The organism is Curtobacterium sp. LFS079 (assembly GCF_047977865.1).
In the GTDB taxonomy this organism is placed as follows: Bacteria; Actinomycetota; Actinomycetes; order Actinomycetales; family Micrococcaceae; genus Arthrobacter.
Genome location: NZ_JBFPFO010000001.1, coordinates 169,977 through 189,531, shown reverse-complemented (window position 1 = coordinate 189,531; position 19,555 = coordinate 169,977). Strand labels below are relative to the sequence as shown.

The window sequence follows — 19,555 nt, the reverse complement described above, 5'->3', positions numbered from 1 at the left end:
TGCTAGTTAGTTGGGCGGTTTCGTTTCTCCCCACGGCGCCCGGCCCAGACGGCCCCTGCCCAGAACGCCAGGAGCAGCAGTCCGGCGACGGCGGTCAGGTAGCCGTTTTGCGTCATCGGGCCAACAAGGGCAGCGCCGCTCGTGCTGAACGGGTTATTGGCCAGCGGTGCATAGGCGACCCAGCCGAACTCGAGGGCCTGGGTGCTTCCGATCCAGGCGATCACCACGCCCGTGATGACTACCGCCGCGCCCAGTAAAGGCACGACGACGGCGGCCGCCGCCATTCCGTTATTGCCCGGCTTGCGCGGTTCTTCCGGATTGTTGTTTTCCCCCAAGGATTCCATGCCCGCCAGCGTAGCAGCGGGGTGCGTGCAGGGCCTCTACTCTCCTGGCCCGCCGGCAATCCGGTAGGACTCCTCCAGCAGTTCGCGGAGTTCGACGACGTCGATCCCCGGCAGGCGGACCAGCACAAGTTGCGGGGAACGCTCGTGATGAGGGGTCCAGAAATACGTCTCAGGCTCGATACCCGCTAGCGCCTCGCGTTCCTCGGATTTCACGGTCAGGACCCCGTCCTCCCATATCCGGGCCATCAGCGTCTTGGCGAACCAAGCCGGCCGGCCCCAGCTGGGCCGCTCGCTCACCCCGGGCAATTCGAGGCAGATCCTGCGGACATCGTCTTCGCTGGCCATGCACCTTACTGTGGCACCGCTCCCGCGCCCCGCACAACAGCCCGTCCCCGCCCTGCTAGGGTCACTGTGCATGGATGAAAATTTGGGGAAATTCATCAAAGACTTCGGCGCCTTGGTCCAACTGACCCAGTCCGGAAGGGAAGAGTTTCCGGACGGCAACCAGCTGTTCCAGGCGCTCACAAACCATCTCGGAACCGCCGCGACGGAGTTGTCCGTCGTGGTGGAGGAGATCCAGGCCCACCGCCTCGTGGACGTGGACATCCTGATGGAAGCCGTTGCCGGCAGGGAGCCCGGGCACCGCCTGCTAGGGATCGGCGGCGGAAACCAGCGCAACCACATGTCCCTGAGCGACATCCTCCAGCACTCCCGGATGTACCCGTCGTTTCCGCTGGCCCGGCCGGATTACGCCAACCTGGCCATCGGACCCGACGAGCAGCGCCAGGTGGTCGCACTGGGCCTGTGGCTCTTCAGCTACGACGGCGCACCGCTGGCCGTCCTGCAGCGCGAGGCCAATCCGCAGTACGGCCGGCACACGGCTACGCTGGAGGTCATCGCCGAGGAAGCCGGGACGGCCGCGGCCTTCCTCTCCGAAATCCGCAGCAGCCTGGAGCACAACAGCGTTTTCAAAGGCCAGGTCATCGCCCTGACCATGGGCGACTACGGCCCCACCATGGGCGGGGTCACCTTCATCCGGCGCCCGGAACTGGGCAAACGGGATGTCGTTCTCCCGGACGGGCTGCTGGACCGCGTTGAAGACCACACCCTTGGCATCGCGCGCCAGGCACCGGTCCTCCAGGCGCACGGCCAGCATCTCAAACGGGGACTGCTGCTCTACGGGCCACCGGGCACCGGCAAGACACACACCGTGAGGTACCTGCTGGGCCAAAGTGAAGGCACGACGTCAGTGCTCCTCTCGGGCGGCACCCTCGCCAGGGTTTCCGAAGCGGCGCGGATCGCACGGGCGCTCGCTCCGTCGATCGTGGTGCTCGAGGACTGCGACCTGATCGCCGAGGACCGCAGTTTCGGCCACGGCCCGCAGCCCCTGCTCTTCGAGGTGCTGGACGCCATGGACGGACTGGACAGCGATGCCGACGTCGCCTTCGTCCTCACGACCAACCGGGTGGACATGCTTGAACGCGCCCTGGCACAGCGGCCCGGACGGGTGGACCTCGCCGTCGAGATCCCGCTGCCCTCGGACCATGAACGCGAAAGGCTCCTCGAGCTGTATTCCCCGGGCCTGGGCTTTTCGGAAGCCGCACTCAAGGCGGCGTCGGCCCGCACCGCCGGGACCACGGCGTCGTTCGCCAAGGAACTGGTGCGCCGCGCGGTGGTAGCCGCGGCACTGGCCGGTGAGCCGCCGTCGGACGCCCATCTGGAGGTCGCGGTGGAGCAGCTGATGGCCGATAGTGAGGCACTCACCCGCAGCCTGCTGGGCAGTAACGGACAGGGTCCCGACGACGGCGCCCCGGCGGCATACTTTCCCGGTCCGCCGCCGTTTCCTGGACAGAGTTTTCCTGGACAGAGTTTTCCTGGACGGAGTTTTCCTGGACGGTGAGCAGTTGCTCAGTCCGCAGAATCCTCCGCGGCATCCTCCGGCGAACCACCGGGTCCTGGCGGGGTCCAGCTGAGCTTGACGGTGACGCCGTCGTTGTCCTCGTCGATCTGTAACTGCAGTTCCTCGCCGAAGAGGAACTCGTTCTCGAAGGTCTGTCCGTCAATTCGGGCAGCCTCAAGGAGCCTGTCCATGGCGGTTGCCATGGCCCGGCCCCAATCGTGGGGGTGCTTGCTGGTTGCCTTTTCGAGCGCGGAGTAGCTCGCCATGGATTCAATTGTTCCCCGATGTGGCCGGTTCTGCCAGACCACCGGCCGAACTAGGAGTCCCCTCCCGCGCGATCTCCGATCGGCACGTTGCTGCGGTGGGTCATCCCGCGGTCCAGCTGCATGGCGCTTGTCACCAGCGCAAGATGGCTGAAGGCCTGGGGCATGTTGCCCAGTTGCCGGTGGGCCGCCGGGTCCCATTCCTCGCTGAGGAGTCCCACGTCGTTCCGGAGGGAGAGCAAGCGCTCGAACAGTTCGGTGGCTTCTGCCGCCCGGCCGATACCCAGCAACGCATCCACCAGCCAGAAAGAGCAGGCAAGGAAAACACCTTCCCCTCCAGGCAGTCCGTCGTCGGCCTCCTCGTTGCGATACCGCAGCACGAAACCGTCCACGGTCAGCTCCCTTTCGACGGCCTCGATCGTGCCGATCACCCGCGGATCGTCATACGGCAGGAAGCCCACCTTGGGGATCAGCAGCAGGCTCGCGTCCAGCTCCCGGCTCCCGTAGGACTGCACGAAGGTGTTGCGCCCAGGGTCGAAACCTCGCTCTATGACCTCCCTGTGAATGGTGTCGCGCAGGGCTGCCCAATGCTCCAGCGGACCCGGCAGCCCGTTCTCGCTGATCCCTTTGACCATGCGGTCCACGGCAACCCAGGCCATCACTTTCGAATGCGTGAAGTGGCGCCTCGGTCCGCGCATCTCCCACAATCCGTTATCCGGCTGGATCCAGATTTCTTCGAGATGGCTCATCAGCGCCAGCTGGAGGGGCCAGGAGTCGTCAACCTGCCCGCCGTCGACGGCCAACAGGCTCGCCCTGGTCAAGGAAAGGCAATCCAGCACCTCGCCCCAGACGTCCAGCTGCAGTTGTTCGGCGGCCGCGTTGCCCGTGCGCACGGGCAGCGATCCCTGGTAGCCGGACAACCAGTCAATGCCGCCCTCCGGCAGCCGGCGTTCACCATGCAGCCCGTACATGATCTGCAGGTCCGCGGGGTCGCCGGCCACGGCGCGCAGCAGCCAGTTCCGCCAGGCCGCGGCTTCCTCGGTGTACCCCGCGGCAAGCAGGGACTGCAGCGTCAAGGTGGCATCGCGAAGCCAGCAGTAACGGTAGTCCCAGTTCCTCGGACCGCCGATCTGCTCCGGAAGGGACGTGGTTGGCGCAGCGACGAGCCCGCCCGTAGGCGCGTAGCTAAGCGCCTTCAGCGTGATCAGGGAACGTTCGACGGCGGCGTGGTGCGGACCGGCGTCCGTGCACCGCGCGGACCATTCGGTCCAGAACTGCTCGGTGTCCGACAGTGCGGCAGCGGGGTCGACGAAGCGCGGGCGCGGCAGGTGGCTGGGGGCCCACGTCAGGACGAACGGGACCATTTCACCTTCCTCGACAATGAATTCGCTGACGGTCCGCATGTCCATGCCCTTGAGGGGCGCCGTGGTCCTCAGATAGGCCGCATCCGGGCCTGCGACGGCACCGATGCCGTGCCGATCCCGCCGGACCCACGGAACAACATGCCCGTAGTCGAAGCGAAGGACCAGTTCCCCGCGCATCCGTACAGTGCCCCGGATTCCCTCGACAATGCGGACAATATCGGCAACTTCATCCCGCGGCGGCATGAAGTCGGTCACCCGTACGTGGCCCTCGGAGTTCTCCCATTCGCTTACCAGCACCAGGGTTCCCTTGCGGTAGCTGCGCCTGGTGCAGGCGGCGCCGTCCGCGGGTGCCAGCAGCCAGCGCCCGGCATCCGGCGTATCCAGCAGGGCGGCAAAGCACGCCGGGGAGTCGAAATGCGGCAGGCATAACCAGTCGATCGAGCCTTTGGTGCTGACGAGGGCGGCCGTGTGCAGGTCGCCGATCATGGCGTAGTCCTCTATGCCGACAGCACCGTCGGAAGCCGCCGCGCTGCCGTTCACCGCGCTGCCGTTCACCGCGCTGCCGTTCGCCGCGCTGCCGTTCACCGCGCCGCCGTTCACCGCTTCGTTCCCAGGAAAGATCCGACGGCGGCGATGGCCCGCTCCGTGATCGCCGCCCTGTCTCCGCCGCCGTCCACCTCCACCACGATGCCGCGCTCTGCATACGCGGTCACCACCGGCAGGGTTTCCTCCTGGTACAGCTCCAGTCGACGGCGGATCACCGTGGCGGTGTCATCGCTGCGTCCTTGTTCCCGGGCCCGTTGGAGGAGCCGCTGGACCAGTTCCTCCTCATCGAGGGCCAAGTGCACGACGGCGGCCAACCGTTTCCCCTGTGCCGCCAGCATGGCGTCGAGCGCCTCAAGCTGGGCCACGTTGCGCGGATAGCCGTCCAGCAGGAAGCCGCCGCTGACGTCGTCGTCCGCGAGGCGGCCGGCCACCATCGCATCGGTGAGCCGGTCCGGCACCAGCTCGCCTTTGTCCATGAACGCGCGGGCCTCGGCTCCCAATTCCGTCAGATCCCGCACGTGGGAACGGAAAATTTCGCCCGTGGAAATGGCAAGGATGCCGAAATGGGCGGCAAGATATTCGGCCTGGGTGCCCTTTCCGGAACCGGGCGGGCCGACGATGATCATGCGGGTCATGCCTGAGCCTAGCAACGGGCAAGCCCATTGGCACCTGTCCCGCGGAGCCGGCCGACTTTGACGCCGCCCGGGGGAATTTATCTAAACGCCGGACTAATTACGTGCTAGCACGGAAGCGCAGGCCACCGCCCTGGGAGCACCATTGATTTCGGGCCAGGAACCCTTGGCCCGGAGCGGAGGACCCGCATCGAAGGGACCTCCACTGATTGCCGGAAGGCCGGGGCACACAGCACCGTCCGCGGATGTCCGTTCACCTCCGTACAGCCCGGTTCACATCCCACCCCAGGAGAGAAATGCGCACCAACACCACGTCCCGGCCCAAGCGCGCCCGGATCATCTCAGCACTCGCCCTCACCCTCGGCCTTGCCGGAGCCGGCCTGGCCCTCGGCGCACCCGCCCAGGCCAGCACGCTCTATTCGTGTACGGTCACACCGTTGAAGCCGATCTTCGCGTACATCGACTCAAACGGCGTGAAAGTCCTCGACTACCGGATCACGGCGAGCTGCACGGGCGACCGCTCCCTCTACATCCAGCAGGAGCGCTGGGAGGAAGACGACTGGCCCAACGCCGACGATTACCTGGGCAGCACAAGCTTCAGCCGCTACCTGAGCGCCGGCACCAGCACCACCATCCACAACTACCGCACCCTGGTGGACGGCGAAATCGGCTACGAGGAGGTCTACCAGAAGGTGCGCTTCCAGGTGGGCAGCGGCGGCGTCTGGTCGGGCTACACGGGCTGGGAGAACAGCGCGGTCCTCTCGATCTCGAACTAAAACTCCTACATAAGGACCGGCCCGGTACGCATGGCGTACCGGGCCGGTTCTGCGTTCAACTGGCTCCTCAGCGGCCGCCTGCGGAACGCAGGTAGCTCAGGACCGCCAGGACCCGGCGGTGGTCTTCGGGTTCCGGCCTCAGGTTGAATTTCACGAAGATGCTGCGGATATGCGCTTCCACCGTCCGTTCACCGAGGAACAGGCAACGGCCGATCGCCTGGTTGGTACGCCCCTCGGCCATCAGCTCAAGCACGTCCCGCTCCCGGCTGCTCAGTTCCTCGCCTTGCCGGGCCTCCTGCGGGCGCGAAACCAGGCGGGACACCAGATCGGGGTCGACGGCGGTGCCCCCGGCAGCCACCCTTCGCAAGGCGTCCATGAAGTCCTCGATGTCCGAGACGCGCTCCTTCAAGAGGTAGCCGAGGCCCCGTGCACCATCAAGACCGGCATCGGGACCGGCGCCGTCCGCTCCCCCGGCGAACAAGGACATCGCGTTCTCGGTTTCCACGTACTGGGACAGCAGAAGCACCCCGGTTTCGGGGTGTCTTCGCCGGATTTCCCTGGCGGCTTCGATCCCTTCCGTGGCATAGCCAGGCGGCATGCGGATGTCCACGACGGCGGCATCCGGACGTTCCCGGTCGACGCAGCTGAGCAGCTCAGCGGCGTCGCAGGCTTCGCACACCACGGTCATGCCTTCGGCCTGCAGCAGTGCCGCCAGCCCCCTGCGCAGCAGTGCGGAATCGTCCGCGATGGCAATCCGCAAGGTCATGGCAGGCCTCCGTCATTCACGGCCGGCGAGGGCCCCGGAACCGGCGCAGTGTCCGCGGCGAACGGCAGCACAGCCGTGACGGTGGTGCCCCGCCCCGGCGCGCTGACGACGTCGAGGGTGCCGCCCAGCGCCGCCGCACGGTCCGCGAGTCCCATCAATCCGCCGTCGGGCCCGGGAGCGGCCCCTCCCCTTCCGTTGTCTTCGACCGCCACGGTCAGCCGGTCCGCCGTGCCGGTGGCGCGGGCGCGGATCAAGGTTGCTCCGGCATGCTTGGCCGTGTTGGTCACGGCCTCGGCGCAGATGAAGTACGCGGCAAGTTCCACCGCTGGCGGCACGGAAGCGGCAAGCTCTACCCGGACGTCCATGGGCACGGGGGTGCGTTCAGCGAGGGCGGTCAAGGATCCGGCGAGGCCGCGTTCGCGCAGGGACGGCGGATAGACCCCGCGGGCCAGCTCCCGGAGCTCGGCCAGCGCCGTGTTGAGTTCAGCGGCCGCGCGCCCGATCAACTCCCGGACGTCGGCGTCGGCAGCCAGCCGCCTGGCCCGGGCAAGTTCCATGGCGACGGCCACCAGCCGCTGCTGGGCGCCGTCGTGCAGGTCGCGTTCGAGCTGCCGGCGGCGGGCATCCCCGGCAGTGACGATGCGTTCGCGGGAGCGGCGCACTTCGATCAGCTGTTCGCGCAGCTGCTGCTCCATGCTGCGGTTCTCCAAAGTAAGGGACGTGGCGCTGCGCACCGCTTCGAGCAGGCGGGGCTGGTCGCGGAGCGCCTGGTCGAACACCAGCGCACCCACCGGGCTGCCCTTGCGTTCCAGGACCATGGCAGCGCGCCCGCTGTGTTCCTCCGGCAGCTCGCGGGACCTGCCGTGCCCGTCGACGAAGCCGGGCTCTCCGGGGGACCACTGCCACAGTTCCAGGCTCGGGTCCCGGACCGTTTTCCGCAGCGCTTGGGTGAGCCGGTCGTTGAGCGGAGCCGCGCCGATCTCCACCATGAGTTCGCCGAGGGAACCGCGGGCGAAGCGGTAGCGCCACAAGCCCAGCAGGACAGCCAGCGGGACCAGCGCCGTCGCCGGGTATTGCCACAGGAGCGCCTCGGATGCCTGCGCGCCGGAGAACTGGACGACGGCGGCGGCACCCCAGATGGTTGCCGCGGTTTTGAGAACCAGGGCGAAGCCGAGGGGGAGGAAAGAGCTTCGGTACGCTGCCGTGCCGGCGTACCAGCGCATCCCCAGGAGCAGCAGGATGCCCAACCCCGCGCAGATCTGCACCACCCGGGCGGCGTTGCCGATGGCCGTGGTAAGCCCGAGGTCGTCCCGCAGCAGGAACAGGTTCTGCGAAGTCGATTCTCCCGCGGCAACATGCAGCCGCGGATCGAAAAATGCCCAGTTGGCCACGGCGATGGCCAGCCAGAGGGAGAAGAAGAAGCCCACGGCCGCTTTCTGGAGCCGGGTCTTGAGCTTGCCCGTAGGGAAACTGAGCGCCAGCTGCAGCAGCGGCGGCTGGTACATCAAGGTGAGGGTCACCCCGATCGTGAAGGCCAGGGGATCGCTGGAGCGGCGCAGCCCAGCGGCCAGCCAAAGCCAGCCCGCAAGGACCAGGAGGAAGCCGGGACCGGCGTTCGGCTGGCTCCGCCACGCGGCCACACCCGAAAGGACCAGCCCCAGCCCCACGGCCAGGAACATCGCGAATTCGAGGAGGCTGAAAGGAACCCTGTCCGCGATTCCGCCCAGGTGCACAACCCCTTGGGCATTGAGCAGCCCGAGAGTCCGGGCCGGGTCATGCAGTGCGGGCGGCGACCAGTCAACCGCCAGCAGCACGACGACGGCGAGGCCGGCGGTCACCGCCAGCACCAGCGCCGCCTGCCGTGGAGTCACCGCGTCTCCCCCATGCGCCACGGCTTAAGATTCCCACGCCGGAGGGCGGCGGGCTACAGGAAATTCAGCGGCAGTTCGGGGCGGAGCCCGGAAGCGGCGTCAGTCTTCGCGCTGGAGCCGGGCAAGCGCGATGCGGCGCAGCTCGGCAAGGTTCTTCAGCAGCGGCTCGGCGATTCCGGCGTCGTGCGTTCCGCGGTAACGGCGGTTGATGTCCAGCAGGGAAAAGGCCACGGCCACCGGCGAGAGCACCACGGCGGCATAGATGAAGATCATCCAGGACAGCACCGTCAGGGGCGACTGGCCGCCGCTGAGCCAGCTCAGTCCGCCCAGCAAACCCACCGTCCAGAACAGCAGGACTCCGCCAAGCACAACCCCTGCAGGGAAGTACTCGCTCCGCACCACACGCATCAGCTTTTCCATCAGCCGAACCCCATCTCCAACACCCGGATTTCACAACAACCAACACAAGTATGCAGCCGCCAAATCGCCGTTTCAGCCGTTTTCAGGCAGAGGTGATGAAGCTAACTCCGCGACCTCCGGACAGGCCGAAACCGGCATCCCCGGCAGCCTCCCGGACGGTCCCCGGAGCGGTCTCCCACAGCCTCCCGGAACGGCAGATATTGTGAGCCACCTCACCGTGGGGTACTCTTTTCTTGAACCGCATATCGTACAAACGTTCGTCATGCGAACATTGCAAGCAAGAAATGACCCTAACACCGTCTTTCAGCGCGGAAGGACTCCCGGAATGACCAATCTCGCAAGCGGCCCTGCCGTTTCGGCAAACGAGCGCCAACTCAAGCGGGCCAGGAAGGCGGCCCTCGCCGCGTTCCTGGGTGGCGCCCTCGAGTACTACGACTTCTTCATCTACGCCACCGCGGCATCGCTGGTCTTCTCGAAGATCTTCTTCCCGGCTGGTGATGAAACCATCGCCCTGTTGGCGTCCTTCGCCACGTTCGGCGTCGCCTATGTGGCCCGGCCCTTCGGCGCGGTTGTATTCGGCCACCTGGGCGACAAGATCGGCCGCAAGAACACGCTGGTCCTGACCCTGGTGCTCATGGGATCCGCCACTTTCCTGATCGGTGCGCTGCCCGACTTCAATGCTGTCGGCTACTGGGCGCCGGCATTGCTCGTGCTCCTGCGCCTCATGCAGGGCCTGTCCGCGGGCGCCGAAACCGCCGGCGCCTCGGCACTGTCCACCGAGGAGGCCCCCGAAGGCCGCCGCGGCTTCTTCGCCAGCTTCGCCATGAGCGGGATCTCCGCGGGCATCGTGCTCGCCTCCCTTGCCTTCCTGCCTGTGGCCGCCATGGGCGAAGCCGAGCGCCTCGCCTGGGGCTGGCGCATCCCGTTCTGGCTGTCCCTCGTGGTGCTGGTGGTCGCCTACCTGGTGCGCCGCTCCCTCGAGGAACCGGAGGTCTTCGAGGAGAAGCACGACCACGGCGAGCTGGTGAAGCTGCCGTTCACCAAGATGTTCCAGACGCACCCGGCACAGTTCTTCCAGGTGGCCCTGATGTCCTTCGAAACGGTGACGAACACCTTCATGCAGTCCTTTGGCCTGGCCTATGCCGTGTCGGTCGGTGTCCCGGCGGCCACCATGCTGTGGGTGAGCATCCTCGGCAACGTGATCGCCATTGCCTCGCAGCCCCTCTTCGCGCGGCTTTCCGACCGCTTCGGCCGGCGTCCTGTCTTCATCGGCGGCGTGCTCGGTTCCGGTGCCATGATCTTCGTGTATTTCTCGGTGATCTCCACAGCGAACATCCCCATGATCTTCCTGGCCAGCACCCTGATCACCGCCGGCACGTACTCGATGTCCAACGCCATCTACCCGGCCTGGTTCTCCGAGCTCTTCAACGTGAAGGTCCGTTACTCCGGCATGGCCATCGGGCTGCAGATCGGCATCCTCTGCGCCGGCTTCACTCCCCTCCTGGGCGCGACGCTGGTCGGCGCGGTGAAGGCCAACTGGGGACCAGCCGCCTGGATTGTGGCCGCTTCCTCGCTGCTGGCGGTGGCCGGTGCGCTGTGGGCACGGGAAACGAACAAGACCCCGCTGCGCCAGTTGGGCAACCCGGTTCCGTAAGCTAGCGGCCCCGCGGCCTTCGCCGCCACCATGGGCTGGCTGGCGGGGGCTCCGGGGGCGGCTGCGCAGCGGCGGCGGCTGCCCGGCGGGCGCGCCAGCGATCCAGTTCGACGGCGACCTCCCGGGTCTTGGTGATCACGGGAGGTCCGCCCTGGAGCTGGCGGCGGGCATTGACCACCCGGGCGTTGAAGTCCTCCAGGACGGCCCGCACCCGTTCCTCGGTGGATTGTTCATCCAGCACGGCATCAAGACCGGCGTCTTCGCTGCGCAGCAGGATTGCCTCCGGGCCGAGGCCGCTGAGGTGCTCGCGCTGGATGAGGCCCTTGACCCACCAGTCCGGGTCGTAGCTATCGCCGAGGCCCGGAATCGGCTTGCCGGCGTACTTGAGGTTGTCGAACTTGCCGTGCGCCATGGCATCGCGCACCAGATAGTCGGCGCGCGAGGCACTGTCGACCTTACGGCGCTTTTCCTGGAGCTCGTCGTCGGCTGCGGCAGCGGCGGTTTCCTCCGGCGTGAGTCTTCCGGAATACCGGGCCGCCCGCAGTTCCGCCGCCCGTTCCAGCCGCCGCCTGGCGCCCCGGTCCCTGGCGTCCTCGTCCATAACCACAGGGTACTGCGGCCCCTTAATCCCTTAAAGACAGACGACGACGGCGGGAGTCTCCCGCCGTCGTCGGCTGCTGTTTGCGCTTAGGCGCCTGATTATTCGGCGAGGATGGCGTCGATCTGGCCCATCGCCTCGTTCATGCCCTCTTCCATGCCCATTTGGAGCATGGTGGCCATCTGTTCTTCGGATTCGAAGGTGGACTGGACGGTCATCCGGGTGCGCCCGCCCAGGTCCTCCAGGGTGACGACGGCGTGGCCTGCACCTATTTCGGCCACGGGCTCGCCGTTGTCGTCGGCAAAGCCGTCATCGAATTCAAGGCGGTCCGGTGCCTCGACGGATGTGAAGCGCCACCAGCCACGGGGCTTGTCGCCGTCGGGGCCGGTCATGTAATACGCTGCGGTCCCGCCGGGCTGGAAATCGAACTGCTCGAACGTGGCCGGATAGCTGGGTGGGCCCCACCAGCGCTCAAGCTGGCGCGGATCTTCCCAGATCTGCCACACGCGTTTGACGTCGGCGTCGAACTCGGCAACGAGCGTGAGGCTAAGCGCCTCGGGATTCTTGGTGGAACTGATGACAGTCATTACTGAACCCTTCCGTTCTACTTCGGTTGTTCTCCGAGGATGTCTGCGATCCGGGCCGCGCGCTGCCGCCAGATCTCCTCATACTCATCAAGCAGCCGGCGGACATTCTGCAGTCCTTCGTGATTGCCCCGCACGATCTGCTCCCTTCCGCGCTTCTCCTTGCTGACCAGGGAGGCACGCTCCAGTACCGCCACATGCTTCTGTACGGCGGCAAAACTCATGGCGTAAAGCGCAGCGAGACCGGACACCGAGTACTCCCCCAGCGTCACCCGGCGCACGATGTCCCGGCGGGTGGGATCCGCAAGCGCCTGGAACAGGCGGTCGATCCCGGCGTCATCCAACTGATCTACAACCATTTGGTTGTAGAATATGACAGGCGCCGGGATGTGTCAATGATTTCCCGCGGCTCGTCCTGCGGCCTTGAAGCCAGGCGGCAGTGCTGGCGAAAATGCCGGGCCAAACGCAGCACACCTGATGAAATTTGAGCCTGTGATCAACGTTTCAACCGGTATTTGGCCCGCACCACTGAGGCCGCGTAAGGCCGCCGGAGCTTGATCCGGAGGATAATTTGGTGCCATGACTTATCGCTACGAGGTGGACGTCCTGCACCTCCTGGTCTCGCCGGGGCACGCCTATTTCGGCCGGGCCAAGGACGGGGCCGCCGAGGTCCCCGCCACCGACGCCGCGCAGGTGGAGCTGGTGGCAGGCAAGGGAATCGTGGGCGACCGCTTCTTCGGCAAGGCCGCGCACATGGACGCGGCGGTCACACTCTTCGCCGTTGAAGCCCTCGAGTCCATCGCCGCGGAACTCGGCACCGGCCCCCTGGACCCCCTGCTGACCCGCCGCAACGTCTTCCTGCGCGGTGCCGAGCTGGCGCCCCTGCTCGGCCACGACTTCGTCCTGGAGTCCGGCGGGGAACAGGTGGGCCTGCATGCCGGGCGGCCTGCGCATCCCTGCGCGTGGATGGACCGGATGCTCGCACCGGGCGCCCACAAGGCGATGCGCGGGCGCGGCGGCATCCGGTGCCGGGTCCTGTCCGGCGGCGTCCTGCACCGCGGCCCGGCCGTGCTGCTCAGCCCCGTGCCGCTGGACCCCGGACGCGCCGGCGAGGCGACAGTCCTGCGGCCTTCGCGGCTGCCCTGAGGCCTGAACCTGTGCGCAATGGCGGCCGAGCCGCGAAGACATGCTGCGGTGGCCAGGGGGAGCTCCAACCGAGGCCACCACAGCAGAGCAGCTATCGTGCTGCGTTCTGAGGCAGCCAATCCTCGAATCGGGTCGCGAAGATCTGAGCGTTATCGCCGGGGAGGAGCTCGCGCTCGGTCAGCCGCACAAAATTGTAGTAGCGGGCTTCGGGGTCTGAGATGACTTCGCGTGGATCATTGTGGAAACTCAGGGCCTTGCGGACGAGTTCGTCGAGACCAAACTGGTCCGGACCTGCAATCTCGAGGATGCCGTTCAGCGGCTCACCCCCGGCAGCATGCCCAACTGCGCTCGCGACATCGTCTGCCGAGATCGGCTGGATGAGCGCCGGCGACATGCGAATGGTGTTGCCCACGGCGCCGGTTTCAGCGATGCTCCCTACGAACTCGAAGAATTGGGTCGCGTGGACGATCGTGTAAGGGATGCCCGATTCCTTGATCAGCTTCTCCTGGACGCTTTTCGCCCGGAAGTACCCGCTCTCCAACAGGCGGTCGGTTCCAACGACCGACAGTGCAACATGGTGTCCGACGCCGGCGACGGCTTCGGCCGCCAGAATGTTGCTGGTCGAGGTCCTGAAGAAGTCCATCACAGCTTCGTCTTCCCATGCTGGCGAGTTCGAGGCATCCACCACCACCTGCGCACCCACAAGAACCTCGGCGAGTCCTTCACCGGTAAGGGTGTTGACTCCTGAGTTGGGGGAGGCGGCAACCGCCTCATGTCCATGCTCGGATAATTTTCCAATGAGCTTTGAGCCGATCAGTCCCGTGCCGCCGATTACTACGATCTTCATGATGAGCCTTTCAACCTATGCCCGAGGCGCTGAATGCCTCCGGTCATCAGCTAAGACCGGACAACCCCGCGTTTTGTGACACGGCCTGCGAATATTGGCTCCTGGTCTAAGGGGTAATTCCGCCGAGCTTTTCCGGATTCATCATCCACAGCACCTGGTCGATTCCCTGCTGTGACACGGCGACCGTCACGACGGCGAACGGGAACCCCTCGTCTTTGCGTGCGAGCACCATGGATGCCTGGCCGTTCGCCTGTACTTGGCTAACCGTAACGCCGGCCCAGAACCGGTCTGCAAAGGCACGTATGTACTTCGCCACCCGCTCCCTGCCGAGAACAGGAATCCGGGATGCCCGCACAATTCCGCCACCGTCGGAGTAGCTGACAACGTCTGCCGAGAAGAGTTGCTCCAGTGTCGAGAGGTCGCCGGTCCGCGCGGCCGCCATGAAGGCTTCCAGCAGCCGTTGCTGTTCCTGCGCAGCAACGGGCTTACGCCGCTCAGTCCTAATATGCTTCCGGGCACGGCTGACGAGTTGGCGAGCCGTCGCTTCCGTGGCCTGGATGATTTCGGCGATCTGCTGATACGGGTAGTCGAATGCCTCACGCAAAACGTATGCGGCGCGTTCGGTCGGCGATAGCTTCTCCAGAATGAGCAATACAGCGAACTCCAGCGCCTCAGCCCGCTCCGCACCCAGCGCCGGGTCCTGGCTGGTGTCCACCGGCTCGGGAAGCCATGGACCGACGTAGGTTTCATGCCGCGCTCGAGCCGTTTGCGCCATATTGATCGCGATCCGGGTCGTCGTCGTTGCGAGGAACGCTGCCGGGTTACGAACGGCGTTGCGACTGTCGTAGCCCTGCCACCGAAGCCAGACATCCTGGACGATGTCTTCGGCGTCGCTGACACTGCCGAGCATGCGGTAGGCGATGCCGAACAGCCTTGGTCGCACCCCGTTGAAGACAGCAGCTGCAGTGCCGAGATCCTGCCCGGCGGCAGGATCCGTGGCTGCCAACTGTGATTCTTTCTTAGCTGTCATGGTGTTCTCCGCACTCCCCACCCCGCATGCTATCCCGGGAAGCGCGTTCTCCAGCGCTCGGGCCTACCCGCGCTCGGCGATCTCCTTCACGCTAGCCACGAGGCTGTCCCACATCCCCTTGGAGTGCTCCGCTTCCTCGGCACTGGCGTTGTTGTCCTGCGAAAGGGTCAGCTTCGTTCCGCCGCCCTCGTCCTCCAGTGTCCAGGTGAGCGTGTGGTAGTTCTCCGGCTTGTCCTCCTGGCCGCTCAGCGGACTGAAATGGGTCATGACCAGCCGGTTCCCGGGGTCGAATTCGAGGATCCTGCCACGGTCCGCGTACTCCTTGCCTTCCCATTCGCCCCGCCAGGTGATGCTGCCGCCAAGCGACCAGTCGGTCTCCACATCCGCACCGAACATGAATTCCTTGATCGCTGCGGGGTCCGTGAGGACGGCCCAGACCCGGTCTGCGGGTGCCGCTATGGTGATGTCCGATGTCGCCACATAGTTCTCACTCATGGCCCCGACCCTACCCCGGAGCCGGAGCAGCCGTAAGCCTTGAGTGTGAGCAGGATCACGCGCCCCTGTGATCCAGTCGATTGAGCCGCCCGGGCGCCGCCGTGCACCATGGAAAAGTTGGCCTGGATCCTGATCCGGGCCCCCGGCTCCGCACTGGCGCGTGGCCGGGCAACCGAATTCATGATTGGAAGCCGAACAATGACGTTTGAAACTGCCGAATCCGTCACCCTCAAGATCTGGGACCGCACCGCCGTGCACCACACACTCGACGCCTTGATCAGCGAGCTCTCGGTCCGCCACAACACCTGCACCAGCAAGATCGCCGTCACTGCCAGCGGCCCGAACACCTTCACGGTCGCCGTCCCGGCTTCCTAAACAGCGCTCCGAGGGCCCCGGTATAAGCGTCGTCCCGAGGGCCCCGACGCGAGCTTGCGAGCGTTGGGAAGGGACCAACGCGCGGCGGGAGGTTACCTCCCGCCGTCGCTCGCGTTAAGGGCTCCCTCAGACTTCCGCCGCCGGGGCCGCGAACTGGGCCTCGTACAGCCGCGCGTAGGCGCCGCCCGCGGCGAGCAGCTCCGCGTGGTTTCCCTGCTCCACGATCTGCCCGGTCTCCATGACCAGGATGAGGTCGGCGTCGCGGATGGTGGAGAGGCGGTGCGCGATCACGAAGCTGGTGCGCTCGGAGCGCAGGGCCCGCATCGCGTTCTGCACCAGGACCTCGGTACGGGTGTCCACAGAGCTCGTGGCTTCGTCCAGGATCAGCACGGACGGCCGGGCGAGGAAGGCCCGGGCTATGGTGAGCAGCTGCTTCTCGCCGGCGGAGATGTTGCCGCCTTCGTCGTCGAGCACGGTGTCGTAGCCCTCGGGCAGGGAGTGCACAAAGCGGTCCACGTAGGCGGCGCCGGCCGCTTCCATGATCTCGTCCTCGGACGCGGCGGGCCTGCCATAGGCGATGTTGTCCCGGATGGTGCCGCCGAACAGCCAGGTGTCCTGCAACACCATGCCCATCCGCCCGCGTACGTCGTCCCGGCGCATCGAGGCGATGTCCACGCCATCGAGCGTGATGCGGCCGGCGTCGAGCTCGTAGAAGCGCATCATGAGGTTCACCAGGGTGGTCTTGCCCGCCCCGGTGGGTCCCACGATCGCGATGCTCTGCCCCGGCTCAGCCACCAGGCTCAGGTCCTTGATCAGCGGCTTGTCCGGTGAGTAGGAGAAGGAGACGTTCTCGAACACGAGCCGGCCGCGCGCTGTTGTCGGGGACGCGGCAGGCGCGGGATCGGGTGCCTGTTCCTCGGTGTCCAGCAGCTCGAACACGCGCTCGGCGGAGGCGACGCCGGACTGCAGCAGGTTCGCCATGGACCCCAGTTGCGCCAGGGGCTGGGTGAACTGGCGGGAGTACTGGATGAACGCCTGGACGTCGCCGAGCTGCATGGCTCCGGCGGCCACCTGCAAGCCGCCCACCACCGCGATTCCCACGTAGACCAGGTTCCCGATGAAGGTCAGGGCCGGCATGATCAGGCCACTGATGAACTGGGCACCGAAGCTCGCGGCGAACAGCTCAGCGTTCTTCTCCCGGAAAATCTGCTCCACTTCGCGCTGCCGGCCGAAGACCTTCACCAACGCGTGTCCCGTGTAGCTTTCCTCGATCTGCCCGTTGAGTTCGCCGGTGTTTTTCCATTGGGCCACGAAGAGTTTCTGCGAGCGCTTGGCGATCAGGATGGTGGTCACAAGCGTCAGCGGCACCGTGACCAGGGTGAGCAGCGCCAGCAAGGGCGAGAGCAGCGTCATCATGAAGATCACGCCCACCACGGTCAGCAGGGAGGTGACCGCTTGGCTGATGGACTGCTGCAGGCTCTGTGAAATGTTGTCGACGTCGTTCGTGACCCGGCTGAGCAGTTCACCTCGCTTCACGGAATCGAAGTAGCGCAGCGGGAGCCGGTTGATTTTCGCTTCGATCTCTTCGCGCAGGCGGTAGATGGTGCGCTGGACGACGCCGTTGAGGATGTACGCCTGCATCCAGCCGAATGCCGAGGCCAGCACATAGAGCACGAGCACCCAGAGCAGCACCGAGGACAGCGCCGTGAAATCGATGCCCTGGCCCGGCGTCAGCTTCATGGGGCCGAGCATGTCCGCCCTGGCGCCCTGCCCTGAGGCCCGCAGCCCCTCGATGAGCTGTTCCTTGCTTACGCCGGGAGGCAGGTTCTTGGACACGACGCCGGCAAAGATCAGGTTGGTGCCTTCGCCCAGCAGCCTTGGCCCGATCACCTGGAGCGCAACGCTCGCCACGGACAAGGCCAGAACCAGCACGAGCCACAGGCGCTCCGGCTGCAGGGTGCCCAGGAGCCGTTTGGCGGACGGCAGGAAGTTCAGGGCCTTCTCGGCCGGGATGTTCATTCCGGCGAAGGGGCCGCCGCGTCCGGGTCCCATCATCGGCCGTTGCGGCCGGCCCTGGCTGGAACTCTCAACCCTCGTGGTGCTCATGCCGCCTCCTCCGCCGAGAGCTGGGAGGAGACGATCTCACGGTACGTTTCGGACGTCTCCAGAAGCGAATGGTGGTTGCCGCGCCCCACGATCCTGCCGTCGTCGAGCACCAGGATCTGCTCGGCGTCGATGATGCTTGAGACGCGCTGGGCGACGATCACGAGGGTGGCTCCGGCGGTGCTGCGCTTGAGCGCCTGGCGGAGCCGGGCATCGGTGGCGGTGTCCAGGGACGAGAAGGAGTCGTCGAAAATGTAGAGTCCCGGCTGCTTCACCAGCGCCCGGGCGATCGCAAGCCGCTGCCGCTGCCCTCCGGACAGGTTGGTGCCGCCCTGCGACACGGGCGCGTCCAGGCCCCCGTCCATCTCCTCGACGAAGTCGCGCGCTTGGGCGATGGCGAGCGCGGCCCAGAGCTCGTCCTCTTCGGCGTCCGGTTTTCCGTACAGCAGGTTGCTGCGCACCGTACCCGAAAACAGATAGGGCTTCTGCGGGACAAGCCCGATGTGGCCCCACAGGAGGTCCGGATGCAGATCGCGGACATCGACGCCGTCCAGGCGCACCGAGCCGCTCCCGGCGTCGAACAACCTGGGCAGCAGGTTCACCAGGGTGGTCTTGCCCGCGCCGGTGCTGCCGATGATCGCCGTCGTCTGCCCCGCAAGGGCGGTAAAACTGATGCCCTCCAGCACCGGCTGCTCGGCACCCGGGTAGGAGAATCCGACGTCGAGCAGTTCCAGTTCGCCGCGGCCGGCACTGCTGAGCACCGGGTCCAGCGGCGGCCGCACGCTCGACTCGGTCCGCAGCACCTCTCCGATCCGGTCTGCAGACACCGCGGCCCGCGGAATCATTACTGCCATGAACGTGGCCATCATGACGGACATCAGGATCTGCATGAGGTAGCTGAGGAAGGCGATGAGGGTGCCCACCTGCATGGAGCCGTCTTCGATCCGGAAGGCGCCGAACCAAATCACGGCCACGCTGGAGATATTCAGGACGAGGATCACCACGGGGAACATGAGCGCCATGAGCCGGCCGGCCCGCAGCGCCATCTCGGTGACGCCCGCGTTCGCGGCGGCGAAGCGTTCGGTCTCCATGCCTTCGCGGACGAAGGCCCGCACCACGCGGATGCCGGCCAGCTGTTCGCGCAGCACCCGGTTGACGGTGTCGATCCGGGTCTGCATCTTGCGGAACAGCGGCACCATCCGCGAGACGATCAATCCGACCGCGATCAGGAGCACGGGAACGGCGACGGCGATGAGCCAGGACAGCTGGGCGTCCTGCCTGATTGCCATGACCACTCCGCCGATGCTGAGGATCGGGGCTGCCACCAGGAGCGTGCAGGTCATGAGGACCAGCTGCTGGACCTGCTGGACGTCATTGGTGGTCCGCGTAATGAGCGAAGGGGCTCCGAAATAGGCCACCTCCTGCTCCGAGAATTCCCCGACCCGGGCGAAGATCGCATTGCGCACGTCCCTGCCAAGTGACATGGCGGCCTTGGCGCCGAAATAGACCGCGGTGATCGCACACCCGATCTGCAGCAGGGTGATGAGCAGCATCCAGCTGCCGGTACCCAGGATGTAGCCGGTGTCCCCCGTGGCCACACCGTGGTCGATGATGTCGGCGTTGAGCGTGGGCAAGTAGAGGGAGGCTATTGATTGGGCCAGCTGGAACACCACTACGGCGATCAGCAGCCGTTGATGCGGCCGCAGGTACTGAACCAAGAGTTTCCAGAGCATCCGTATTCCGCTCGATTCCGCTCGCCGAAGTGATCCTGCAAGTCAGTTTACGGCTGGTTGCTGTGGGCAACTAGAGGGAATTCCTGCGGCTGCCTGCACCCACCCCTC

General features: G+C 66.1%; 21 protein-coding genes. 5 read left to right on the top strand and 16 right to left on the bottom strand.

Annotated features, from left to right (window positions below; all coding sequences use genetic code 11):
• Positions 1-2 precede the first annotated feature (2 nt).
• Positions 3-344 carry a hypothetical protein gene (locus ACNQPB_RS00915; RefSeq protein ID WP_498748323.1) on the bottom strand — a complete coding sequence of 114 codons (342 nt, stop codon included), beginning with the start codon at positions 342-344 and terminating at the stop codon, positions 3-5.
• A 36-nt stretch (positions 345-380) separates the two neighbouring features.
• Positions 381-689, bottom strand: a complete 309-nt coding sequence (locus ACNQPB_RS00910; RefSeq protein WP_498748321.1) for an MmcQ/YjbR family DNA-binding protein — start codon at positions 687-689, stop codon at positions 381-383.
• 70 nt (positions 690-759) lie between these two features.
• On the opposite strand from ACNQPB_RS00910, the gene ACNQPB_RS00905 reads away from it, so the two are divergent.
• On the top strand, positions 760-2,244 hold the full coding sequence (locus ACNQPB_RS00905) for an ATP-binding protein (RefSeq protein WP_498748319.1): 1,485 nt from the start codon (positions 760-762) through the stop codon (positions 2,242-2,244).
• Positions 2,245-2,252: 8 nt separating this feature from the next.
• Here ACNQPB_RS00905 and ACNQPB_RS00900 read toward each other — a convergent pair whose 3' ends face one another.
• The 3 genes from ACNQPB_RS00900 to ACNQPB_RS00890 all read right to left on the bottom strand — a co-directional run bounded on the left by ACNQPB_RS00900 (position 2,253) and on the right by ACNQPB_RS00890 (position 5,052).
• The gene (locus tag ACNQPB_RS00900; protein WP_498748318.1) at positions 2,253-2,510 is read right to left on the bottom strand and encodes a hypothetical protein; all 258 of its coding nucleotides are present in this window, start codon (positions 2,508-2,510) and stop codon (positions 2,253-2,255) included.
• A gap of 50 nt (positions 2,511-2,560) precedes the next feature.
• Positions 2,561-4,372 carry a glycoside hydrolase family 15 protein gene (locus tag ACNQPB_RS00895; protein ID WP_498749054.1) on the bottom strand — a complete coding sequence of 604 codons (1,812 nt, stop codon included), beginning with the start codon at positions 4,370-4,372 and terminating at the stop codon, positions 2,561-2,563.
• A 95-nt stretch (positions 4,373-4,467) separates the two neighbouring features.
• Complete coding sequence (locus tag ACNQPB_RS00890) at positions 4,468-5,052, bottom strand: adenylate kinase (protein WP_498748316.1); 585 nt, start codon at positions 5,050-5,052, stop codon at positions 4,468-4,470.
• Between the two features lie 293 nt (positions 5,053-5,345).
• Here ACNQPB_RS00890 and ACNQPB_RS00885 point away from each other — a divergent pair, with 293 nt between their 5' ends.
• Positions 5,346-5,825, top strand: coding sequence for a hypothetical protein (locus tag ACNQPB_RS00885; protein WP_498748314.1), 480 nt, complete (start codon positions 5,346-5,348; stop codon positions 5,823-5,825).
• Between the two features lie 67 nt (positions 5,826-5,892).
• Here the strand turns inward: ACNQPB_RS00885 and ACNQPB_RS00880 are convergent, their stop codons facing one another.
• The 3 genes from ACNQPB_RS00880 to ACNQPB_RS00870 form a co-directional block, all read right to left on the bottom strand.
• Positions 5,893-6,591 carry a response regulator gene (locus ACNQPB_RS00880; protein WP_498748313.1) on the bottom strand — a complete coding sequence of 233 codons (699 nt, stop codon included), beginning with the start codon at positions 6,589-6,591 and terminating at the stop codon, positions 5,893-5,895.
• Positions 6,588-8,462, bottom strand: a complete 1,875-nt coding sequence (locus tag ACNQPB_RS00875; RefSeq protein WP_498748311.1) for a sensor histidine kinase — start codon at positions 8,460-8,462, stop codon at positions 6,588-6,590. The genes ACNQPB_RS00880 and ACNQPB_RS00875 overlap by 4 nt, the downstream gene beginning before the upstream one ends.
• A 99-nt stretch (positions 8,463-8,561) precedes the next feature.
• Positions 8,562-8,882, bottom strand: coding sequence for a hypothetical protein (locus ACNQPB_RS00870; RefSeq protein ID WP_498748310.1), 321 nt, complete (start codon positions 8,880-8,882; stop codon positions 8,562-8,564).
• Positions 8,883-9,207: 325 nt separating this feature from the next.
• Here ACNQPB_RS00870 and ACNQPB_RS00865 point away from each other — a divergent pair, with 325 nt between their 5' ends.
• A complete protein-coding gene (locus tag ACNQPB_RS00865) occupies positions 9,208-10,536 on the top strand; it encodes an MFS transporter (RefSeq protein ID WP_498748309.1) in 1,329 nt (442 codons plus the stop codon).
• A 1-nt stretch (position 10,537) separates the two neighbouring features.
• Here the strand turns inward: ACNQPB_RS00865 and ACNQPB_RS00860 are convergent, their stop codons facing one another.
• The 3 genes from ACNQPB_RS00860 to ACNQPB_RS00850 form a co-directional block, all read right to left on the bottom strand.
• On the bottom strand, positions 10,538-11,137 hold the full coding sequence (locus ACNQPB_RS00860) for a DnaJ family domain-containing protein (RefSeq protein WP_498748307.1): 600 nt from the start codon (positions 11,135-11,137) through the stop codon (positions 10,538-10,540).
• A 98-nt stretch (positions 11,138-11,235) separates the two neighbouring features.
• Positions 11,236-11,721: an SRPBCC family protein gene (locus tag ACNQPB_RS00855; protein ID WP_498748305.1), complete on the bottom strand. Its 486-nt coding sequence runs from the start codon at positions 11,719-11,721 to the stop codon at positions 11,236-11,238.
• Positions 11,722-11,738: 17 nt separating this feature from the next.
• Positions 11,739-12,077, bottom strand: coding sequence for an ArsR/SmtB family transcription factor (locus ACNQPB_RS00850; RefSeq protein WP_498748303.1), 339 nt, complete (start codon positions 12,075-12,077; stop codon positions 11,739-11,741).
• A 220-nt stretch (positions 12,078-12,297) separates the two neighbouring features.
• Between ACNQPB_RS00850 and ACNQPB_RS00845 the strand changes: the two genes are divergently transcribed.
• On the top strand, positions 12,298-12,864 hold the full coding sequence (locus ACNQPB_RS00845; RefSeq protein ID WP_498748302.1) for an MOSC domain-containing protein: 567 nt from the start codon (positions 12,298-12,300) through the stop codon (positions 12,862-12,864).
• 91 nt (positions 12,865-12,955) lie between these two features.
• Here the strand turns inward: ACNQPB_RS00845 and ACNQPB_RS00840 are convergent, their stop codons facing one another.
• The 3 genes from ACNQPB_RS00840 to ACNQPB_RS00830 all read right to left on the bottom strand — a co-directional run bounded on the left by ACNQPB_RS00840 (position 12,956) and on the right by ACNQPB_RS00830 (position 15,236).
• Complete coding sequence (locus ACNQPB_RS00840; protein WP_498748301.1) at positions 12,956-13,711, bottom strand: SDR family oxidoreductase; 756 nt, start codon at positions 13,709-13,711, stop codon at positions 12,956-12,958.
• 106 nt (positions 13,712-13,817) lie between these two features.
• Positions 13,818-14,741, bottom strand: a complete 924-nt coding sequence (locus ACNQPB_RS00835; RefSeq protein ID WP_498748299.1) for an RNA polymerase sigma-70 factor — start codon at positions 14,739-14,741, stop codon at positions 13,818-13,820.
• Positions 14,742-14,804: 63 nt separating this feature from the next.
• The gene (locus ACNQPB_RS00830; RefSeq protein WP_498748297.1) at positions 14,805-15,236 is read right to left on the bottom strand and encodes an SRPBCC domain-containing protein; all 432 of its coding nucleotides are present in this window, start codon (positions 15,234-15,236) and stop codon (positions 14,805-14,807) included.
• A gap of 198 nt (positions 15,237-15,434) precedes the next feature.
• Here ACNQPB_RS00830 and ACNQPB_RS00825 point away from each other — a divergent pair, with 198 nt between their 5' ends.
• Complete coding sequence (locus ACNQPB_RS00825) at positions 15,435-15,611, top strand: hypothetical protein (protein ID WP_498748295.1); 177 nt, start codon at positions 15,435-15,437, stop codon at positions 15,609-15,611.
• 126 nt (positions 15,612-15,737) lie between these two features.
• Here the strand turns inward: ACNQPB_RS00825 and ACNQPB_RS00820 are convergent, their stop codons facing one another.
• Together ACNQPB_RS00820 and ACNQPB_RS00815 are read right to left on the bottom strand one after the other, a co-directional pair.
• Positions 15,738-17,717: an ABC transporter ATP-binding protein gene (locus ACNQPB_RS00820; protein WP_498748293.1), complete on the bottom strand. Its 1,980-nt coding sequence runs from the start codon at positions 17,715-17,717 to the stop codon at positions 15,738-15,740.
• Positions 17,714-19,447, bottom strand: a complete 1,734-nt coding sequence (locus tag ACNQPB_RS00815) for an ABC transporter ATP-binding protein (RefSeq protein ID WP_498748292.1) — start codon at positions 19,445-19,447, stop codon at positions 17,714-17,716. The genes ACNQPB_RS00820 and ACNQPB_RS00815 overlap by 4 nt, the downstream gene beginning before the upstream one ends.
• Between the last annotated feature and the right edge of the window lie 108 nt (positions 19,448-19,555).

What these genes read in the sequence shown, in the direction of transcription:
- ACNQPB_RS00915 (WP_498748323.1), bottom strand. Translation starts at nt 344, where the DNA reads ATGGAATCCTTGGGGGAAAACAACAATCCGGAAGAACCGCGCAAGCCG.
- ACNQPB_RS00910 (WP_498748321.1), bottom strand. Translation starts at nt 689, where the DNA reads ATGGCCAGCGAAGACGATGTCCGCAGGATCTGCCTCGAATTGCCCGGG.
- ACNQPB_RS00905 (WP_498748319.1), top strand. Translation starts at nt 760, where the DNA reads ATGGATGAAAATTTGGGGAAATTCATCAAAGACTTCGGCGCCTTGGTC.
- ACNQPB_RS00900 (WP_498748318.1), bottom strand. Translation starts at nt 2,510, where the DNA reads ATGGCGAGCTACTCCGCGCTCGAAAAGGCAACCAGCAAGCACCCCCAC.
- ACNQPB_RS00890 (WP_498748316.1), bottom strand. Translation starts at nt 5,052, where the DNA reads ATGACCCGCATGATCATCGTCGGCCCGCCCGGTTCCGGAAAGGGCACC.
- ACNQPB_RS00885 (WP_498748314.1), top strand. Translation starts at nt 5,346, where the DNA reads ATGCGCACCAACACCACGTCCCGGCCCAAGCGCGCCCGGATCATCTCA.
- ACNQPB_RS00880 (WP_498748313.1), bottom strand. Translation starts at nt 6,591, where the DNA reads ATGACCTTGCGGATTGCCATCGCGGACGATTCCGCACTGCTGCGCAGG.
- ACNQPB_RS00870 (WP_498748310.1), bottom strand. Translation starts at nt 8,882, where the DNA reads ATGGAAAAGCTGATGCGTGTGGTGCGGAGCGAGTACTTCCCTGCAGGG.
- ACNQPB_RS00865 (WP_498748309.1), top strand. Translation starts at nt 9,208, where the DNA reads ATGACCAATCTCGCAAGCGGCCCTGCCGTTTCGGCAAACGAGCGCCAA.
- ACNQPB_RS00860 (WP_498748307.1), bottom strand. Translation starts at nt 11,137, where the DNA reads ATGGACGAGGACGCCAGGGACCGGGGCGCCAGGCGGCGGCTGGAACGG.
- ACNQPB_RS00855 (WP_498748305.1), bottom strand. Translation starts at nt 11,721, where the DNA reads ATGACTGTCATCAGTTCCACCAAGAATCCCGAGGCGCTTAGCCTCACG.
- ACNQPB_RS00850 (WP_498748303.1), bottom strand. Translation starts at nt 12,077, where the DNA reads ATGGTTGTAGATCAGTTGGATGACGCCGGGATCGACCGCCTGTTCCAG.
- ACNQPB_RS00845 (WP_498748302.1), top strand. Translation starts at nt 12,298, where the DNA reads ATGACTTATCGCTACGAGGTGGACGTCCTGCACCTCCTGGTCTCGCCG.
- ACNQPB_RS00840 (WP_498748301.1), bottom strand. Translation starts at nt 13,711, where the DNA reads ATGAAGATCGTAGTAATCGGCGGCACGGGACTGATCGGCTCAAAGCTC.
- ACNQPB_RS00835 (WP_498748299.1), bottom strand. Translation starts at nt 14,741, where the DNA reads ATGACAGCTAAGAAAGAATCACAGTTGGCAGCCACGGATCCTGCCGCC.
- ACNQPB_RS00830 (WP_498748297.1), bottom strand. Translation starts at nt 15,236, where the DNA reads ATGAGTGAGAACTATGTGGCGACATCGGACATCACCATAGCGGCACCC.
- ACNQPB_RS00825 (WP_498748295.1), top strand. Translation starts at nt 15,435, where the DNA reads ATGACGTTTGAAACTGCCGAATCCGTCACCCTCAAGATCTGGGACCGC.
- ACNQPB_RS00820 (WP_498748293.1), bottom strand. Translation starts at nt 17,717, where the DNA reads ATGAGCACCACGAGGGTTGAGAGTTCCAGCCAGGGCCGGCCGCAACGG.
- ACNQPB_RS00815 (WP_498748292.1), bottom strand. Translation starts at nt 19,447, where the DNA reads ATGCTCTGGAAACTCTTGGTTCAGTACCTGCGGCCGCATCAACGGCTG.